Consider the following 15,924-nt stretch of genomic DNA (forward strand, 5'->3'; position numbering starts at 1 on the left):
TTTAGCTAATGGCAACGGCTGGTACATTCGTTTTCATCACCCCTGGCATCTTATTTTGGGAGAAACCAAAGATGGCAGGCACATGTTTTATCATGATCGCGTGTTTTACCTGGGCACTTGATACATTAATTCGCTATCCCTTATTGGCGGCGGGTTATGCCACACTGCAAATCGTTTTAATCGAACACCTCACGTTGGTGCTGTTTGTCAGCCCGATGCTGTGGCGCTATCGTCATGTCTTTCGTCAACTATCACTGAATAGCTTTCTGTGTCTGTTTTTTATTGGCGGGGTTGGCTCTGCACTCGGCACCTTGGCTTTTACGGAAGCGTTTCATTATCTGAATCCAACGGTGGTGATTTTATTGCAAAAGCTACAGCCGTTGGTGGCTATTGTGCTGGCCTATGCTTGTCTAAATGAGCGCATCGAAGGCGCGTTTATTCGTTGGGCGATAGTGATTGTATTCGGCAGTCTAGTAATGTTATGGCCCGATATTCAGTCGTTGGGTGAGGCGCAGTGGCACTATGGTAACGATAGTTTGAGTGTTCTAACCGGCTATGGTTATACGTTATTGGCGGTGTTGGCGTGGGGGGCGGCTACGGTGTGTGGCAAGTACCTTTCTCAGCAGCAGATGCATCCTAATGCCATTATGTCAGGACGTTTTATGGCGGGGTTGTGGGTTTTGTTACCTTTAGCTCTGCTACAGCAGGATAGTTTGATGCCGATGCCACCGGTCGATCTAAGCTTAGCGATCGCTATGGCGTTATTGAGCGGCTTGATTGGTATGGGTTTTTATTATCAAGGGTTAAAAACAATACCGGCACAGATGGCCACCTTGGCAGAGCTCTCCTTTCCCGTGTTTGCCGCGGGGATCAACTGGTTTGTGCTTGGAATGGGGTTAACGCATTATCAGATTATCGGCGGATTGATGCTGATTTTAGGAAATTTTGGTTTGCGGCTGAAAGCGTTGCAGCGCAGTGATTCAAGCCCTGTGGTTTATCAGTCTTAAGCGTGGCTTTGACAGCTTAACAACCATTGTTAGGCTGTTTCGCACATTTTTTGTCAGGTATATTGGTTTATATATCTGGGTTTTATTTATACGTTCAATTGCGGTTCTTTTTAGGCGTTCTCTGCACCGGCCTCGATTGAGGCGTTACTATGCTCTGTGTTTGAGCGGCGTCTTTCGCTTTACGGGAGGTTGAATTGTTATTAACCCTGCGCCATAAAAAGAATACAGCGAACATAATAGAAGGCGAGGAAGGTGTTAATGGGTGAGCAGCAATGGCAGGGTGATCTGCAACAGTTGATCTTAGGTTTTGAGCAGGGACGGACTGATCTATCGTGGCTGGGGTATGACCTCTGTGTGTTTAAGTATGCTTGGGGCGAGTTGGTGATCTCATTGGCGGGTGGTCAGGTGCTGTTGTTTCGTCCGACCGGTGAGCAGCCACTGTTGTGGTTGAGTGATAAACCGGCTAAGGCAGGCGCGATACGAGGGGGTGTGCCGGTGTGTTGGCCTTGGTTTGCTGAGCATGTTGATAATGCCTCTCAACCCAAACACGGCGTAGCGCGAACAGCACATTGGACCCTAGATCGGGCTGAGGTTAATGCGCAAGGTGGTCATTGGCAGTTGTCTCCGCCAGCATCCCTCTGGTCAGGACTGGATCTTACGCTTGATGTTGACGTTGATCAGGGGGAGCTTCGTCTGTCATTAATCAGTCATAACTATACGGATCAGCGGATGGCGTTGACTGCGGCGCTGCATAGCTATTTTGCCGTGTCGGATCGTGCGGGGGTGGCGCTGCAGGGTGTCGATGGCCTACGCCTTCGAGATAAGTTACAAGGCATGCAGGAGCGGCAGCATAGCGGTGTGGTTGAGTTTCCGGTGGAAACTGATGTTATTTTCCAGCATGAGGGTGATAGCGAAGTGATGCTGGTCGATCATGGATGGCAGCGGGTGATTGCTATTCGTAAGCAGGGAGGCAATTCTACCGTGGTCTGGAATCCCGGTGATGCAGCCGTCGCGATGCCGGATGTCGGGCTTGATCAAGTATCTCGATTTGTCTGTGTTGAAGCGGCCCGCACCCGTTTTTATGATCACCCGTGGCTGGACGCCGGTGAGTCACAAACCCTAACGACCGCATTTCGGCTGTTGCCTTATTCGCAATAATTTAGCCCGGAATCGCTTAGCCAGTGATAGCTTAGTTCGGAATAACTCCTATGACAGGCTAAGCGGCACTGATGCCGTAGCGAGGTAAAATTTCATGGATGACGGTAAAGCGGTGAGCCTGTAGGGCGTCATGAAAGTGTTTCCAATCACTGTCTAAAAATGAGGGATGGTATTTAAATAGCTGATTTTTTAATTGTTTTGAGCGGGTATCTTTAATCGCCTGATATTTCCACGAGCCAACGCCTTTAGCTGCATAGCGTAGTTGTACTGCAGGAAAACCAAAGACGCCGTCGGCGATAGCCTTGAGCCATATTTGATGACGTTTATCACCGTTTTCCTCAACGGTGTTGCGCATCATGGCGTCTAATTGATCTCGACTCGCCGATGGCAGTCCGGCAACCTTGGCATCGGCATCACCCAGTTGAAAACGTCGCATCGCTTTGCACATCTCATCGGCGGCAGTGATAAAGTCTTTGGGGTTATCTCGTTCAACATGGGCCCCTTCGCCATTGGTGTAGTGCCATTTAAGGTAGGGGCGGTCGGGGTAGCTCAACGCGGCACCGTGGCCAAGGGGCAATAGACCGCCGACAAACTGTGATTGAGCTTCATCGAAGCGATCAAGGAAGTAGTTTTTCACCTGCTCTAACAGGCTTGGATCAGGCTGGTTATTTTCATCGAGCACATCACGAACCAGATTGATTCTATCGTTGATACCTGCAAATCCCTGATGCGCCCATGTATCGGCAAACACATGCATGGTGATCCCGAGGCGGTGCAGGGCGTTGGGTTTCTGGTGATCATCGATGCAAGCACGTACCATCTCCTGCGCAATAAAACTATTCGGCCGGCAGACAATTTTATGACGAAAATCAGCATCTGGATTTCGTCCCGCCGCTAAGCCTTCATTACCGGGGAGGAAGTGAAACGGAATCCATACCTGATGGTTGGCGAGTTTTTGAATATTTTTGTAGTCGATCATTTTGTGGGCCGAAGCGATACGCTGATACATCGCCTGATTCTCGAAGTAGATCACTCCTGCATTGGTGGCATCATCTACATATTGAGCCGAATGGGCGATAATCTCCGCTTTAGCATGCGCAAAGCCTGAAAGTCGGGCAACCACGTAAGTGACGGCATGGTGAAAGTCGATCTGCATAAGAATGCTCCTGTGCCTGAGTGAATGCCTAAGCTGTCGCTGTTTTCATAAGCATCGGTTCGATGATTAAAAATATAGTTCAGATAAACCGTCATTTAACGTCTGGCTGACAAAAGGCGGGCGTTATTCCGGCGGATGTTGCGTTAGGTCAAGTATTGCTTTTGATCCGCCGTATTCGCCGTGCGAGCCCGCACGGCAGGTTTAACGCTATGCTATTGCAGCTCAATCGTATACTCATCGAAATCACGTGCAGGTAAGTTATCGTCATCCCGTTCACGAACACGCCAAGCATTCACTTTTAATTGAATACGGTTGTTGTCGCTTTGGTTAAAACTGGCGGTCATGAAGTGTTCCCGGGTACGGGTCTTAGGATAGGCGGATAATAACCAACCTTTTTTAGTGCTAACGGCAAATGATTGATCATAGTGGACGGCCTTGGCGGTCCAGCCGGGGACCTCGACAACTGAAGGATCTGGAAAATGGCTGGGTTTGAAACTGGGACTGGCGGTGGCGATACCGTTAAGGCCGGTGAGGTTCGACAGCGGGGAAGATATAACTTCAACCAGTCGCCCGCCTTGTGGCCCTAAGGTGGCGGTGGCGATCCGGCCAAAATGCACATCACCGCTGAGCAGCACAATATCGTGCCCCGTTGTGCCGAGCGCCTGCAGCAGTTGTTGATATTGGGTTTTGAAACTAAGCAGGTTGCGTTCGGTTGGATTTTTCTCAACGATTAAGGGTTGTGGTAATACCAACACGCCGGGTGATTGTAGCGAGCTGGCCCAGTCGGTTAGGCGTTTGAATTCAGCTGCCGGCATAAAACCGTTTTCGTCACGAAAAGAGCGCAGATCGGCGAGACAAAATGAGAGATCGCTACCAAGGTTAAAGATTTCAATTTTAGGACTTTGTTGCACCCGTTGCACACCATCTAAAGAGGCTCGAGACCAGGTCTTTCTAACGGATTTGATCTTTAATGCCAGTAATGTCGGGATCAGTGAATCGTGAAATGGGTAATCGTTCCAGTATTCATGATCATCCGGCAACATCCAGGTGGCACCACGGTTGAGTATGCTCCCCAGTGCTTGCCAATGCAGGGCATAGTCATCGGCTACGCGTTGTCTGATTTCGCTGTCGATAAAGGAGAGCGAATCAAAGCCTATATCCAGATAGACCTGATCGCCGGTGAGAAAGGTGATATCCGGTTTCACGGCTTCATCGCCACGATCATAGAGGGCCTTATAAGCCCCCGCCGCTTGGCCACCATCGCGGTGATTATAGAAGCAACTGCCAAAGCCGATGGTAAAGGGTTTTTGATGGGATTTAGGTAGCTGCGCTGGCAGGGTATCAAATTGAGCGGTGCGTAATAGTTGCCAAGATGCCTCACGGACCCCGTTGACTGCCTCAATGCGTCGCAGAAAACGCACTTTATAATGACTGCCGGGCAGTAGTTGTGAAAAATTGGCGGTGATATAGAAGCGTTTGCGGATACGACTGAAGGGTCTGTTCCAATCGGTTTTGACAATGTTATGGACGCTGACGCTGTTATCGGGGGCAATTAGCTCGATGCGGGCCTGTTCGGGCATGGTTAAGGTGGAGAACAGGGTGCCTGCCCACACCTTGACGCTGTGCTGAGTCGCTCGCAGCACGACTAGTGACCATTGGCCGGTACTGGTAATAATCTTATCGCTCATGTTGCAACTCCCTCGCAGACCTATGTCCGTTCTCTTAATCAGCTTTACGCCCTAGGGTGGCGCCGTTAGGAATGATTCGTTATATGGATGGTGCTATGTCATACCTTAATGTAGGCAATGGCAAGGTCGTTAGCCAATAAAACCCCCGGCAGGGATATGAGCTTAATTCATACAGCTGTTTTAGTCGCGGTTGTTATTTCTTGGCGCGGTTTTTCTTGAGCAAAAAGCAGCGGTCGGCTAGGGGAACAAAAGTGATGTTTTAACAGGGCGTTAGCGTCGCCGCTAGACTACAATTTTAGTAGTGGCGAAGTTGAACCGCGTCTGCGATTCGGTTCACAGGAATCGGCATTAATGTGTTTCGGTTTAACTATCGGCTTAAGTTTAGGCGGCTGGCGTGGCTGTACCTTACTAGGATTTATAATATGAATAATAATATCCAGACGATTATTGAACGTTATCAAGGGGATAAAACCCGCTTGCTGGATATGCTTTTGGATATACAGCGCCTTTATCACTATCTTCCTGATGCCGCGACAGCCGCACTTGCCCACGGCTTGAATATGTCGGCAAACGATGTGCGGGAAACCCACTCTTTTTATCACTATTTTCATAGCCAACCCAGCGGTAAGCATACCCTCTATCTGAGTCATACAGTGATTGCGAGACTGAAGGGCTACGAAACGGTTTTGGCCGCCTTGGAGCAGGCTACCGGTGCGAAGATCGGTTCGCTGGACCCCTCGGGAACCTTTGGTCTCTATGAAACTGCCTGTATTGGTCTGAGTGATCAGGAACCGGCGATGCTGATTGATGAGGTTGTGTTTACCCGACTGACCGCCGACAAAGTTGTGAGGATTATCGAGCAGTTAAAGCAGGGCTTAACAGCGGCTGAGATTGCAAACCCTCATAAGCTGCCGGAAGACAGTATCGCTTATATCGATCAGCTCGTTGAAAGCACTATCTGTCAGGCGGGGCCTGTGTTCTTTCAGGAACCGAGTGATTATAGCGCGCTGTTAAAGCGTTGTTTGGCGCAGCACCCGGATCAGGTGATTCAAACGGTTATCGATGCGCGATTGCAGGGGTTAGGCGGGGCGGGTTTTGGCACTGGTGAGAAGTTTCGTTTGTGTCGCCAAGCTGTTGGTGAAACGAAGTATGTGATCTGTAATGCGGATGAAGGGGAACCGGGAACCTTTAAAGATCGGGTGTTGCTGACCCGTTCTCCGAAGGTGGTGTTGCTGGGCATGATTATCGCTGCTTGGGCCATCGGTGCGAGCCAAGGCATTCTCTATCTGCGGGCCGAATATAGCTATCTTAGGGCCTTTCTTGAGGCGCAATTAGCGCAGCTTCGAGCCAAAGGTTTATTGGGCGATACGATTCTCGGTCAGGACTTTCATTTTGATATTCGCATTCAAATGGGAGCAGGATCTTATGTCTGTGGGGATGAATCCGCCTTGATTGAATCCTGTGAAGGCAAGCGAGGCACCCCACGGATAAAACCGCCTTTTCCCATTCAGCAGGGGTATCTGGGGATGCCGACCACGGTGAATAATGTTGAAACTTTAGCGGCGGTAACTCGGTTAATTGAAGAGGGGTCTGATTGGTATGCAGAGCTTGGCACTGATGGTTCCTGTGGTACTCGGTTATTCAGCGTCTCGGGGGATTGTGATCGACCGGGTATTTATGAGGTTGAATGGGGCATGAGTCTGAAGCAACTGCTTGAAAGAGTGGGGGCGACGGATCCTTGGGCGGTGCAGGTAAGCGGGCCATCCGGTGAGTGTGTTGCGGTAAAAAAGGGTGCTGATCGCTGTTTTGCTTATGATGATCTTTCCTGTAATGGCTCGTTGATGATTTTTAATCGTTCGAGGGATTTGCTGGCGATTATACGGCAGTTTATGCAGTTCTTTGTCGATGAATCCTGTGGTATCTGTACCCCCTGTCGGGCAGGTAATACTGAGCTATTGCATAAGGTAGAGCGGGTGATAGCGGGTAAAGCCTGTCAGCAAGATCTCGATGAGATGGTTAGCTGGGGTCAGTTAGTGAGCAGTACCAGTCGATGCGGTTTAGGGGCTACATCACCGAATCCGGTATTAAGCACATTGCAGCAGTTTACTGAGCTTTATCAGGAAAAATTGGTCGAACCCCAAGGTGTGTTGTTGCCTTCTTTCGATAAAGTGGCGGCGTTGTTGGGTAGCGAGTTAGCACGCGCGGAGCTTATCCCGACAACATCGATCAACGGGTCTACGCAGCTATCGGAGCGGGTGAAATGAATATTCAACTAACAATCGATGAGCGATTAATCACCGCCACCGCCGGACATAATTTGGTGGCGGTGGCCGCTCAACATGGGATTCATATTCCAACCCTGTGCTATCGGCCTGATCAGTCCTGTCTTGGCACCTGTCGCGTCTGTTCTGTAAGGGTGAACGGTCGAATAACCCCCGCCTGCTCCGTACATGTTGCTGACGGGATGGTGGTCGAGGTGAGTGAGCCGGAGGTGGCCGATATGCGCAAGGCGCTGGTCGAGCTGCTATTCGTCGAGGGCAACCATAACTGTCCGAGTTGTGAAAAAAGCGGCCGCTGTGATCTACAAGCGACCGCTTATGAGATGGAGATGGTGGTGTCCCGCTTTCCATACCGCTTTACCCCGCATCAGCGAGAGGTCGGTGCCGAGCATATCTGGCTCGAACGTGACCGGTGTATCTTCTGTCAGCGTTGCGTTGAGTTTATTCGTGATCGTGATAGCGGCGAGAAGATCTTTAGTATTAGCGGACGAGGCAGTCATGCGCGGATTGAAATCGATATCGAATTGGCTAATGTTATGACCGTGGAACAGGTCCGTGCGGCGGCGGATATCTGTCCGGTCGGCTGTATTATTGATAAAGGTATCGGCTTTAATGAGCCTATCGGTCAGCGTAAATATGAGTGTCGATCGCTACGGGACCGAGCGCTGGGAGATAACGACTAATGGCTAACTCAAGCAAACCTGAGATCTGCTCCCATGATCTGCCAGCGACGCCAATGGATCCGACGCTTCAGGCCACCCGTGATGCCAAAATTAAAGTTGCGATGATTGGTCTATGCGGTTGTTGGGGTTGTAGTCTATCGTTGTTGGATATGGATGAAGCGCTGTTAGGCTTACTCGATAAAATAACTATTCTGCGTTCATCGTTCACCGATATTAAGCGCATTCGTGAGCGTTGTGCCATCGGTTTTATCGAAGGCGGTGTGGCCAACGAGGAGAATATCGAAACCCTACAATCGTTTCGCGAGAACTGCGATATCTTGATCTCCGTTGGTGCCTGTGCCATCTGGGGCGGCGTACCGGCGATGCGTAATGAGGTGTCACTGACCGACTGCCTGAAAGAGGCCTATATCGATTCGGTGACGGCGGTGCCCAATGCGATTCCAACGATGCCCTATGATGACGATATTCCCCGGATAACGACTCAGGTTTATCCCTGTCATGAAGTGGTCAAGATGGATTACTTTATCCCCGGTTGCCCTCCGGATGGGGGAACGATTCTTAAAGTGTTGGATGATCTGATTAATGGGCGTCCCTTTGATCTGCCCGCATCGATTAACCGTTACGATTAACCATCAGAATGTTTAGGATATTAATATGAGTCGAAAGCTGGTGATTGATCCGATAACGCGGATTGAAGGGCACGGTAAAGTGACCATTCAACTGGATGATGATAACCGGGTCACTGACGCGAAGCTTCATGTGGTTGAGTTTCGCGGTTTTGAAAAACTGGTGCAGGGGCATCCCTATTGGGAAGCGCCGATGTTGTTGCAGCGTATCTGTGGTATCTGTTTCGTTAGTCATCACCTATGCGGTGCCAAGGCGCTGGATGATATGGTTGGGGTCGGCTTAGGTAGCGGTATTCAAATGTTGCCGGCGGCTGAAAAAATGCGCCGTTTGGGGCACTATGCACAACAGTTACAATCTCATGTGACGGCCTATTTTTATCTCATTTTACCGGAAATGTTGTTTGGTATGGATGCTCCGCCTGAGCAACGCAATGTCTTGGGGCTGGTGGAGCAAGACCCGGCTTTGATTAAGCGTGTGGTGGCGCTACGAAAGTGGGGGCAAGAACTGATAAAAGCGGTACTGGGCAAGCGGATGCATGGCATCAGTTCAGTACCGGGTGGGGTGAACCAGAACCTCAGTGTGACTGAGCGTGATCGATTTCTACATGGCGAAGAGGGGCTATTATCGATCGATGAGGTTATCACCTATGCCCAAGAAGGCTTGGCGCTATTTAAGACCTTTCATGAACAGCATCGTGACGAGATCGATCATTTCGCCGTGGTGCCCGCCTTGGATATGTGTTTGGTCGATGATGATGGCAATGTCGATTACTACCATGGCCGGATACGTATTATGGATGAACATAAAGCTATCGTGGCTGAATTTGATTATCACGACTATCTGGAACACTTTTCTGAAGCAACGGAAGCTTGGAGTTATATGAAGTTTCCCTTTCTTAAAGCGCTGGGGCGGGAGAAAGGTTCTGTTAGGGTAGGCCCTTTGGCACGTATGAATGTGACTAAAAGCTTGTCGACGCCGCTAGCACAGAGCGCGTTAGAGGAATTTCACGACTACACCGCAGGCCAATCCAACCATATGACACTGCATACCAACTGGGCGCGTGCTATTGAAATTATTCATTCCGCCGAGTTGATCAAAGCGTTACTCAATGATCCTGAGTTACAGGGGAAGTCGTTGGTTATGACACCCGCCGAGAACGGTTGGACCGGTGAGGGCATTGGTGTGGTGGAAGCCCCTCGGGGCACCTTAATCCATCATTATCGCGCCAATCAAAGTGGCGAGATAACCTTTGCTAACTTGATTGTCTCTACGACTCAAAATAATCAGGTCATCAACCGAACGGTGCAGTCAGTCGCAGAGGATTATATTGCTGGTCAGGTAAATATCACCGAGGGGATGATGAATGCCATCGAAGTCGGTATTCGTGCTTACGATCCCTGTCTCAGTTGCGCCACCCATGCGTTGGGTCAGATGCCGCTGGAAGTGTCTCTTTATGATGCGAAAGGTGATTTAGTCGATGAACGACGTCGTTAAATCGCTGCCACTGTCACTGGCCGATTTTAATTATCCCGATTGTCTGATCTACGGTATTGGTAATGTCGCTCGCCAGGACGATGGTTTGGCTTGGGCGTTGATTGATTGGCTTGAGCGTGAGGGGCTTTGTCCTGATGCCGAGAAGGTGCGCAACTATCAGTTGTTTTTAGAAGATGCCGATCTGATCAGTACGAAACGACGGGTTCTGTTCATCGATGCGACTCGGGATGTGGCCGTGGTGGATTATTCACTCACTGCCCTGACAGAAGCCAACGCCAAATTAGATTTCAGCTTTACCTCCCATGCCATCTCAATACCGTCCATTATGGCCACCTGCCAGTTGTGTTTTGAGGTGCAACCGGAAGTGTATGTATTGGCCATTAGAGGTTATGAGTGGGCGCTAGAGGAGGGCTTAACCGGCCCGGCAAAAGCGAACTTAGCGCAACTGAAGCTTGCTTTAACCCGTTAGGGGGAGTTAATCGATGTTAGGGCTGACCGTTAACTCGTCACCTGCTGCCGATACCAGCTTCTAAAGTCGTCTGGTGGCATGGGTCTGGCCAGCAGAAACCCTTGTAGCTGATCACAGTGCATCCCTTTGAGGATATTCAACTGTGGTTGTGTTTCGATGCCCTCAGCAACCACCTTTAACCCGAGTACATGGCTCATCTCAATGATGGATGAGACGATGGCACGGTCGACTTCTGATTCTTCTAAATCAATCAGAAAGCTACGGTCAATTTTGAGAATATCCAGCGACATATTACGCACATAGCTGAGGCTCGAATAGCCAGTACCAAAGTCATCGATGGCCACCTGTATACCGTGACTACGAAGCTCATTGATGGCGCTTTTGGTCTCTTCTGGGCAGTGCAGAAAGCTGGTTTCAGTCAGCTCTACAGAGAGTTGATGCGGCGGCACCTGATGCTGACTTAGCACGTCGAGAATTTGCTCGGCAACACCACCTTGTTGAAATTGTTTGGCGGAAACATTGATGGCCACATTGACGTTATCACCCTGTTGGCTCCAAGCGGCAATCTGCCGGCATGCTTCTTCGATCACGAAGTGACCGATGCGGTTGATCAGGTCAAGGTCTTCCGCCAAGGGGATAAACTCGGCCGGTGAGATAAAGCCCAGCTGCGGATGAAGCCAGCGTAACAGTGCCTCGCAGCTGGTGGGTTTACCTGTTTTTAAACAGACTTTAGGCTGGTAATAGAGTTGGAACTCTTGGTTATCGATAGCCGTTTGTAGATCACTGCCCATCTGATAGCGGCTTTGGATCATGCGGTGCTGTTCCGAGGAAAAGAAGCGGAAGCTATTGCGGCCAAAGTCTTTCGCTAAGTGAACCGCTGAATCAGCACACTTTAGCAATAGCTCGGCATTATCGGCATCGGTAGGGTAGAAGCTCACACCGATACTGACAGTTGTTTTAAGCTCTCTATCATCGATCAAGATTGGCTGACTCACGGAGTTCAGTATGCGGTTAAGAAACTCACTGATCTGCGGGCTATCATCGACATCCACATCGGTCAGAATAAGGTTGAATTCGTCGCCGCCAAAACGGGCCACGGTATCGCCATCGTCGAGTTGCTGATCAATTCGTCGACCAACCTCTTTCAGCACTCGGTCACCGACTTCATGCCCATGTAGATCATTAATTTGTTGGAAGAAATCCACATCAACGTAGGCCACCGCAACTCGGTGACCATGTTCTTTGGCATAACTGAGGGAAAGTTGTAGGCGATCATTAAACAACTTGCGGTTGGGCAGTCGCGTTAGCTCATCGAAATAGGCTAAGCGGTTGAGACGGGCTTCCGATTTTTTAACATCGGTTAAATCCGTGAAAATAGCAGCATATTGGGATATCTCGCCGTCTTCTTCTCTGATAGCGGTGATACTCAGCCATTCAGGAAAGATCGAACCATCTTTATGGCGGTTCCAAATCTCACCTTGCCAGAAGCCTAGCTCAGTGAGCTTTAGCCACATGCTTTTATAAAATTCCGGCTGATGTCGGCCGGAACTGAGCAGGTTAGGGTTCTTCCCCAGTACTTCCGCACTGGTGTAGCCGGTGATCTCGGTAAACGAAGGGTTGACCCGTAAAATGCGCGCATTCCGATCGCAAATAACAATCGCCTCCATCGAGGCCTCAATCACTTTGTCGGCTAATTTAAGGTTGTGCTGAGACCGTTCTAAAGCACGGTCGCGCTCACTTAAACGTTCACGTAGCCGACCAATATGGTCATTTTCAACCGTTTGCAGAATATCGGAATAGGAGATAAGTCCAGTGATTTCACCTTCATGATCGGTAATGGCGAGGTGCTGAAAACGATGCTGATGAAACACCTGACGGGCATTATATAAACTTAAATCTTGCTCAATGGTGATTAACGAATGGCTGCAGAGGTCGTCTAGTGTTTCATTCTGCCGTTTTTGAGCGAGTAGTCGGATGGCATCCCGTTCGGTAAAAATACCTCTGATCTCATTGTTTTGGCTGATTAATAAGGCAGAGTCATTGGATTCTTTTAACTTATTGAGTGCCGCTAAAATAGTTATCCCGCTATCAACCGCAATAGGGGAATGATTGGCAATTTCATCGACCGAGCGCATAAACAGGTCATGCTCAATGGTATGGCTATTGACCACATCGGTTTCTGAGATAATTCCGCAGGCTTCACCGGAAGTTTTGGTGACCACTAAGTGGCGTATTTCATGGGCAATAAACTGCTTACCCGCATCATCCACTGAATCCCATTCTGAGATAGTAATGATGGGGGTCGACATAAAGTGCCGCGCCGGGATAGTGGCGGTTGTGTCTTGTTCAAGCCAGCGCTTGATCAGGTCTTGGCGTGTCACCATACCGATCGGTTGGCGTTGTTCGCAGACCACGATACAGCCAATTTTTTTCTCGTCCATGATGCGCACCAACTGATCTGCCTTGGCATCTGGCGAGCAGGTGATCAGGTTAGGCTGCGCAATATGCCTGACGAGTAATCGGTTATTAACCTGGGGAGGCCTAGACATCAAAAAAGAACCCTTTCACCAGTAGCTTAGATAGAAAAAGGGGGCCATCTTAGCGGGTGTTCTTAAACGGGTATAGATAAGGGATACTCAAAATGGTTGTTTATCGCGTTTAGTTTTCAACAAAATAAGGATTCCTTGATATATGTCGTGTTTAACCATTATCGACTGTGAAATAAAACCACTGATCTCTCTGTTGCTGATTTACGTAAGCAGTGTCAGAAGAGGTAAAGATAATGAACAAAACAGTCTCAGAACATACATGGGTTAACCTGCTCGGTTTTCAGCTGGCTTGGTGGTGTGCCATTTTATACACAACTGATAGTGTGCCTGTGTTGATCGTGTTGTTAACACTGCATCTGCTGTTTCATTCTCAGCCTTTACGGGAGTTTTACGTATTACTACTATGTGGCCTGATCGGTTTCGCGGTGGATATGTTGCTCACCACCCTGGGTATCTTTCGCTTTGAATCACCGGGCTTGCCCCTGTGGTTGCTGTTCTTATGGTTTTGCTTCGCGGCCACGCTGCGCCAGAGCTTAGCTTTCTTTGCATCTAATCTGTCGCTGGCCTCACTCTGTGGCGGACTGTTTGGCAGTCTGACCTACTTAGCGGCCGTTAATTTTGAGGCGGTCGCACTAGGTTGGCCGTTGCTGCTGAGTGGTTTGCTATTGATGCTCATCTGGATGGCACTATTTCCTCTGTTAATAGGCTTGAGTAACGGTCGTTTTAGAGGGGAGCTAAGTGATGCGGCTTAACCTGTTAGTGATTTCCTTGATTCTGTTTTTTACCGGTATTACCCATGCCTTAGCAAAACCCTTACCCGAGAATCTGCAGGTAATCGGCCAGGCAGAGCTGAAGGTGCTGTGGTTCAAGGTCTACAGTGCCCGGCTTGAAAGTTTAGCAGGACGTTATGATGCGGCAATATCACCCTTAGTGCTGCATCTGGATTATCAGCGAGATATCAGTCGCCAACAATTACTCGACGAAACCGCCTCTCAATGGCAAAGGGCGAAGGTCAATCCGGCCGATCAAGCCCGTTGGTTAGCATCATTAGCGCAGATTTGGCCGGATATCCGCCAGCAGGATTCTTTGAGTTTTTATCAAGCTAGTGATGGCGGTCATTTCTATCACAATCAACGTTATATCGGTTCGATCAAAGATGCCGGCTTTAGCCAAACCTTTTTGTCTATCTGGTTAGCGGATAACAGTGATTTTCCCCAGTTAACCCGGGCATTAACCGGTAAACAATAATCGTATAAGAGCAGCAGGATTATCAGACATGACACCTACCAGTCTTACATTAATGGCACTGTCCTTACCGCTTTTACTTATGTTGCCGGGGTGTGCCCGCAGCGTGGATGAGTACCGTGACGAGCAGCCCTCGTTGGCGCTGGATCGTTTCTTTAACGGTCAACTGGTGGCCTATGGCATGGTGCAGAATTTCTCGGGCAAAGTGACCCGTCGATTTCGCGCAGACATCACCGCTCATTGGCAAGGTGAACAGGGCATATTAGATGAGCGCTTCGTGTTCAATGATGGTGAGCAGCAACAGCGCTGCTGGCGCTTAACCAAACAGGGTAATCACTATCGTGGCACGGCCGAGGATATTGTCGGTGAAGCCCGTGGTGAAGTGCAGGGTAATGCCCTTAACTGGCGCTACACACTGCAGGTGCCGGTGAATGGCAAAGTGTGGGATATCGCCTTGGATGATTGGTTATATCTGATCGATGAGAATAATTTGATCAATCGAACCAAGATGAAAAAATGGGGCTTACCAGTAGGGGAATTAACCCTGCATATCCGCAAACTGAGTGATGCAGAAAGCGCCGCTACTGCTGTGTCGGCTACGCCGAGTTGTGTGATTGAGCCAGCGGTTTGAATATTGAGATGGGCTTTGCGTTTGTCTTAGAGTGTTGAGCGTAAAGATGAGCCATAGTGATGATGTATTGCAGAACCGAAGCCTGAGGGGTTATCGATGAAAACGAATATCGGGAATACAACCCTGCCTTGGAAAAGTGCTTGGATAACGGGTGCAGGAAGAGGTATTGGCGCGGAATTAAGCCGTCTATTATGTGCTCATGGCGTAATCGTCTACGGTTCAGCCCGCAGTACAGAACAATTAGCACAGTTACAACAGGAGCTAGCTTCCTCTGCCGGTGTCTTTATCCCTGTGCCGGTTGATATTGGCAATCTCGATAGTTTACAGCAGCAGTTTAAACTGTGGGATCAGCGGGGTCTTATGCCTGAGTTAGTGGTCTTAAATGCTGGTACCCATGATGCCTTCTCTGCATCTGATTTTTCGGCACAGCGTTGTAAGGCATTGCTGGATATTAATTTACAGGGAACGATTAATTGCCTCGACCCTGTTTTATACCGTTATCTACATGTCGTTGATCAGAACCACATCGTTGAACCGTTAACAGAAAGGCAGGTGCCTTCCGGCAGCAGAGGACATATTGCCGTGGTGGCGTCGGTGGCGGGTTATCGAGGCTTGCCAACTGCGGCGGCCTATGGAGCCGGCAAGGCGGCGTTGATAAATTTATGCGAAGCGCTGCGGTTGGATCTGCAGGGCAGCGGGGTTAAGTTACAGTTGATTAATCCCGGCTTTGTGCGGACTCCGTTAACCGAGCAGAATGATTTCCCGATGCCTGCGTTAATGGAGGCGGATGAAGCCGCCCGGCGAATCGTAAAAGGCTTGTTAAGCCAACGGTTCGAAATTGTATTTCCCCGTCGCTTTGTTTATCTGCTAAAACTCTTCAGACTGTTACCCTATGGTTGTTATTTTAGTTTGATTAAGCGGATAACGGGAGGATAAAA

14 protein-coding genes are annotated in these 15,924 nt (G+C 49.4%); 11 read left to right on the plus strand and 3 right to left on the minus strand.

Translation table 11 applies throughout. The features are described 5' to 3' along the window. Positions 1-71 precede the first annotated feature (71 nt). Positions 72-1,007 carry a DMT family transporter gene (locus ACN0T0_RS14335; protein ID WP_417227224.1) on the plus strand — a complete coding sequence of 312 codons (936 nt, stop codon included), beginning with the start codon at positions 72-74 and terminating at the stop codon, positions 1,005-1,007. 258 nt (positions 1,008-1,265) lie between these two features. Then, complete coding sequence (locus tag ACN0T0_RS14340) at positions 1,266-2,165, plus strand: D-hexose-6-phosphate mutarotase (RefSeq protein WP_417227225.1); 900 nt, start codon at positions 1,266-1,268, stop codon at positions 2,163-2,165. Between the two features lie 58 nt (positions 2,166-2,223). On the opposite strand, the gene ACN0T0_RS14345 is transcribed toward ACN0T0_RS14340, so the two are convergent. Together ACN0T0_RS14345 and ACN0T0_RS14350 are read right to left on the minus strand one after the other, a co-directional pair. Further along, complete coding sequence (locus ACN0T0_RS14345; protein WP_417227227.1) at positions 2,224-3,321, minus strand: DUF6765 family protein; 1,098 nt, start codon at positions 3,319-3,321, stop codon at positions 2,224-2,226. Between the two features lie 212 nt (positions 3,322-3,533). After that, positions 3,534-5,009 (minus strand): hypothetical protein, encoded by a 1,476-nt coding sequence (locus ACN0T0_RS14350; RefSeq protein WP_417227229.1) that lies wholly within the window; start codon positions 5,007-5,009, stop codon positions 3,534-3,536. A gap of 422 nt (positions 5,010-5,431) precedes the next feature. Between ACN0T0_RS14350 and ACN0T0_RS14355 the strand changes: the two genes are divergently transcribed. The 5 genes from ACN0T0_RS14355 to ACN0T0_RS14375 are packed head-to-tail and all read left to right on the plus strand — an operon-like array spanning position 5,432 to position 10,561. Beyond that, positions 5,432-7,273 carry an NAD(P)H-dependent oxidoreductase subunit E gene (locus ACN0T0_RS14355; protein WP_417227231.1) on the plus strand — a complete coding sequence of 614 codons (1,842 nt, stop codon included), beginning with the start codon at positions 5,432-5,434 and terminating at the stop codon, positions 7,271-7,273. After that, positions 7,270-7,971, plus strand: a complete 702-nt coding sequence (locus ACN0T0_RS14360; RefSeq protein WP_417227233.1) for a 2Fe-2S iron-sulfur cluster-binding protein — start codon at positions 7,270-7,272, stop codon at positions 7,969-7,971. The genes ACN0T0_RS14355 and ACN0T0_RS14360 overlap by 4 nt, the downstream gene beginning before the upstream one ends. Further along, positions 7,971-8,600: an NADP oxidoreductase gene (locus tag ACN0T0_RS14365; protein WP_417227235.1), complete on the plus strand. Its 630-nt coding sequence runs from the start codon at positions 7,971-7,973 to the stop codon at positions 8,598-8,600. Before ACN0T0_RS14360 ends, ACN0T0_RS14365 begins: the two co-directional genes overlap by 1 nt. Positions 8,601-8,625: 25 nt before the next feature. Then, a complete protein-coding gene (locus tag ACN0T0_RS14370) occupies positions 8,626-10,092 on the plus strand; it encodes a Ni/Fe hydrogenase subunit alpha (protein WP_417227237.1) in 1,467 nt (488 codons plus the stop codon). Further along, a complete protein-coding gene (locus ACN0T0_RS14375; protein ID WP_417227239.1) occupies positions 10,076-10,561 on the plus strand; it encodes a hydrogenase maturation protease in 486 nt (161 codons plus the stop codon). The genes ACN0T0_RS14370 and ACN0T0_RS14375 overlap by 17 nt, the downstream gene beginning before the upstream one ends. Before the next feature lie 29 nt (positions 10,562-10,590). Here ACN0T0_RS14375 and ACN0T0_RS14380 read toward each other — a convergent pair whose 3' ends face one another. Beyond that, positions 10,591-13,110 carry an EAL domain-containing protein gene (locus ACN0T0_RS14380; RefSeq protein WP_417227241.1) on the minus strand — a complete coding sequence of 840 codons (2,520 nt, stop codon included), beginning with the start codon at positions 13,108-13,110 and terminating at the stop codon, positions 10,591-10,593. Positions 13,111-13,343: 233 nt separating this feature from the next. On the opposite strand from ACN0T0_RS14380, the gene ACN0T0_RS14385 reads away from it, so the two are divergent. The 4 genes from ACN0T0_RS14385 to ACN0T0_RS14400 all read left to right on the plus strand — a co-directional run bounded on the left by ACN0T0_RS14385 (position 13,344) and on the right by ACN0T0_RS14400 (position 15,922). Then, the gene (locus ACN0T0_RS14385) at positions 13,344-13,862 is read left to right on the plus strand and encodes a DUF2878 domain-containing protein (RefSeq protein WP_417227243.1); all 519 of its coding nucleotides are present in this window, start codon (positions 13,344-13,346) and stop codon (positions 13,860-13,862) included. Continuing rightward, positions 13,849-14,358 carry a hypothetical protein gene (locus ACN0T0_RS14390; protein ID WP_417227245.1) on the plus strand — a complete coding sequence of 170 codons (510 nt, stop codon included), beginning with the start codon at positions 13,849-13,851 and terminating at the stop codon, positions 14,356-14,358. Before ACN0T0_RS14385 ends, ACN0T0_RS14390 begins: the two co-directional genes overlap by 14 nt. Before the next feature lie 28 nt (positions 14,359-14,386). Continuing rightward, a complete protein-coding gene (locus ACN0T0_RS14395; RefSeq protein ID WP_417227247.1) occupies positions 14,387-14,986 on the plus strand; it encodes a DUF3833 domain-containing protein in 600 nt (199 codons plus the stop codon). A 96-nt stretch (positions 14,987-15,082) separates the two neighbouring features. After that, positions 15,083-15,922 (plus strand): SDR family NAD(P)-dependent oxidoreductase, encoded by an 840-nt coding sequence (locus ACN0T0_RS14400; protein WP_417227249.1) that lies wholly within the window; start codon positions 15,083-15,085, stop codon positions 15,920-15,922. The last annotated feature ends 2 nt before the right edge of the window (positions 15,923-15,924 follow it).

The organism is Amphritea sp. (assembly GCF_048266285.1).
In the GTDB taxonomy this organism is placed as follows: Bacteria; Pseudomonadota; Gammaproteobacteria; order Pseudomonadales; family Balneatricaceae; genus Amphritea.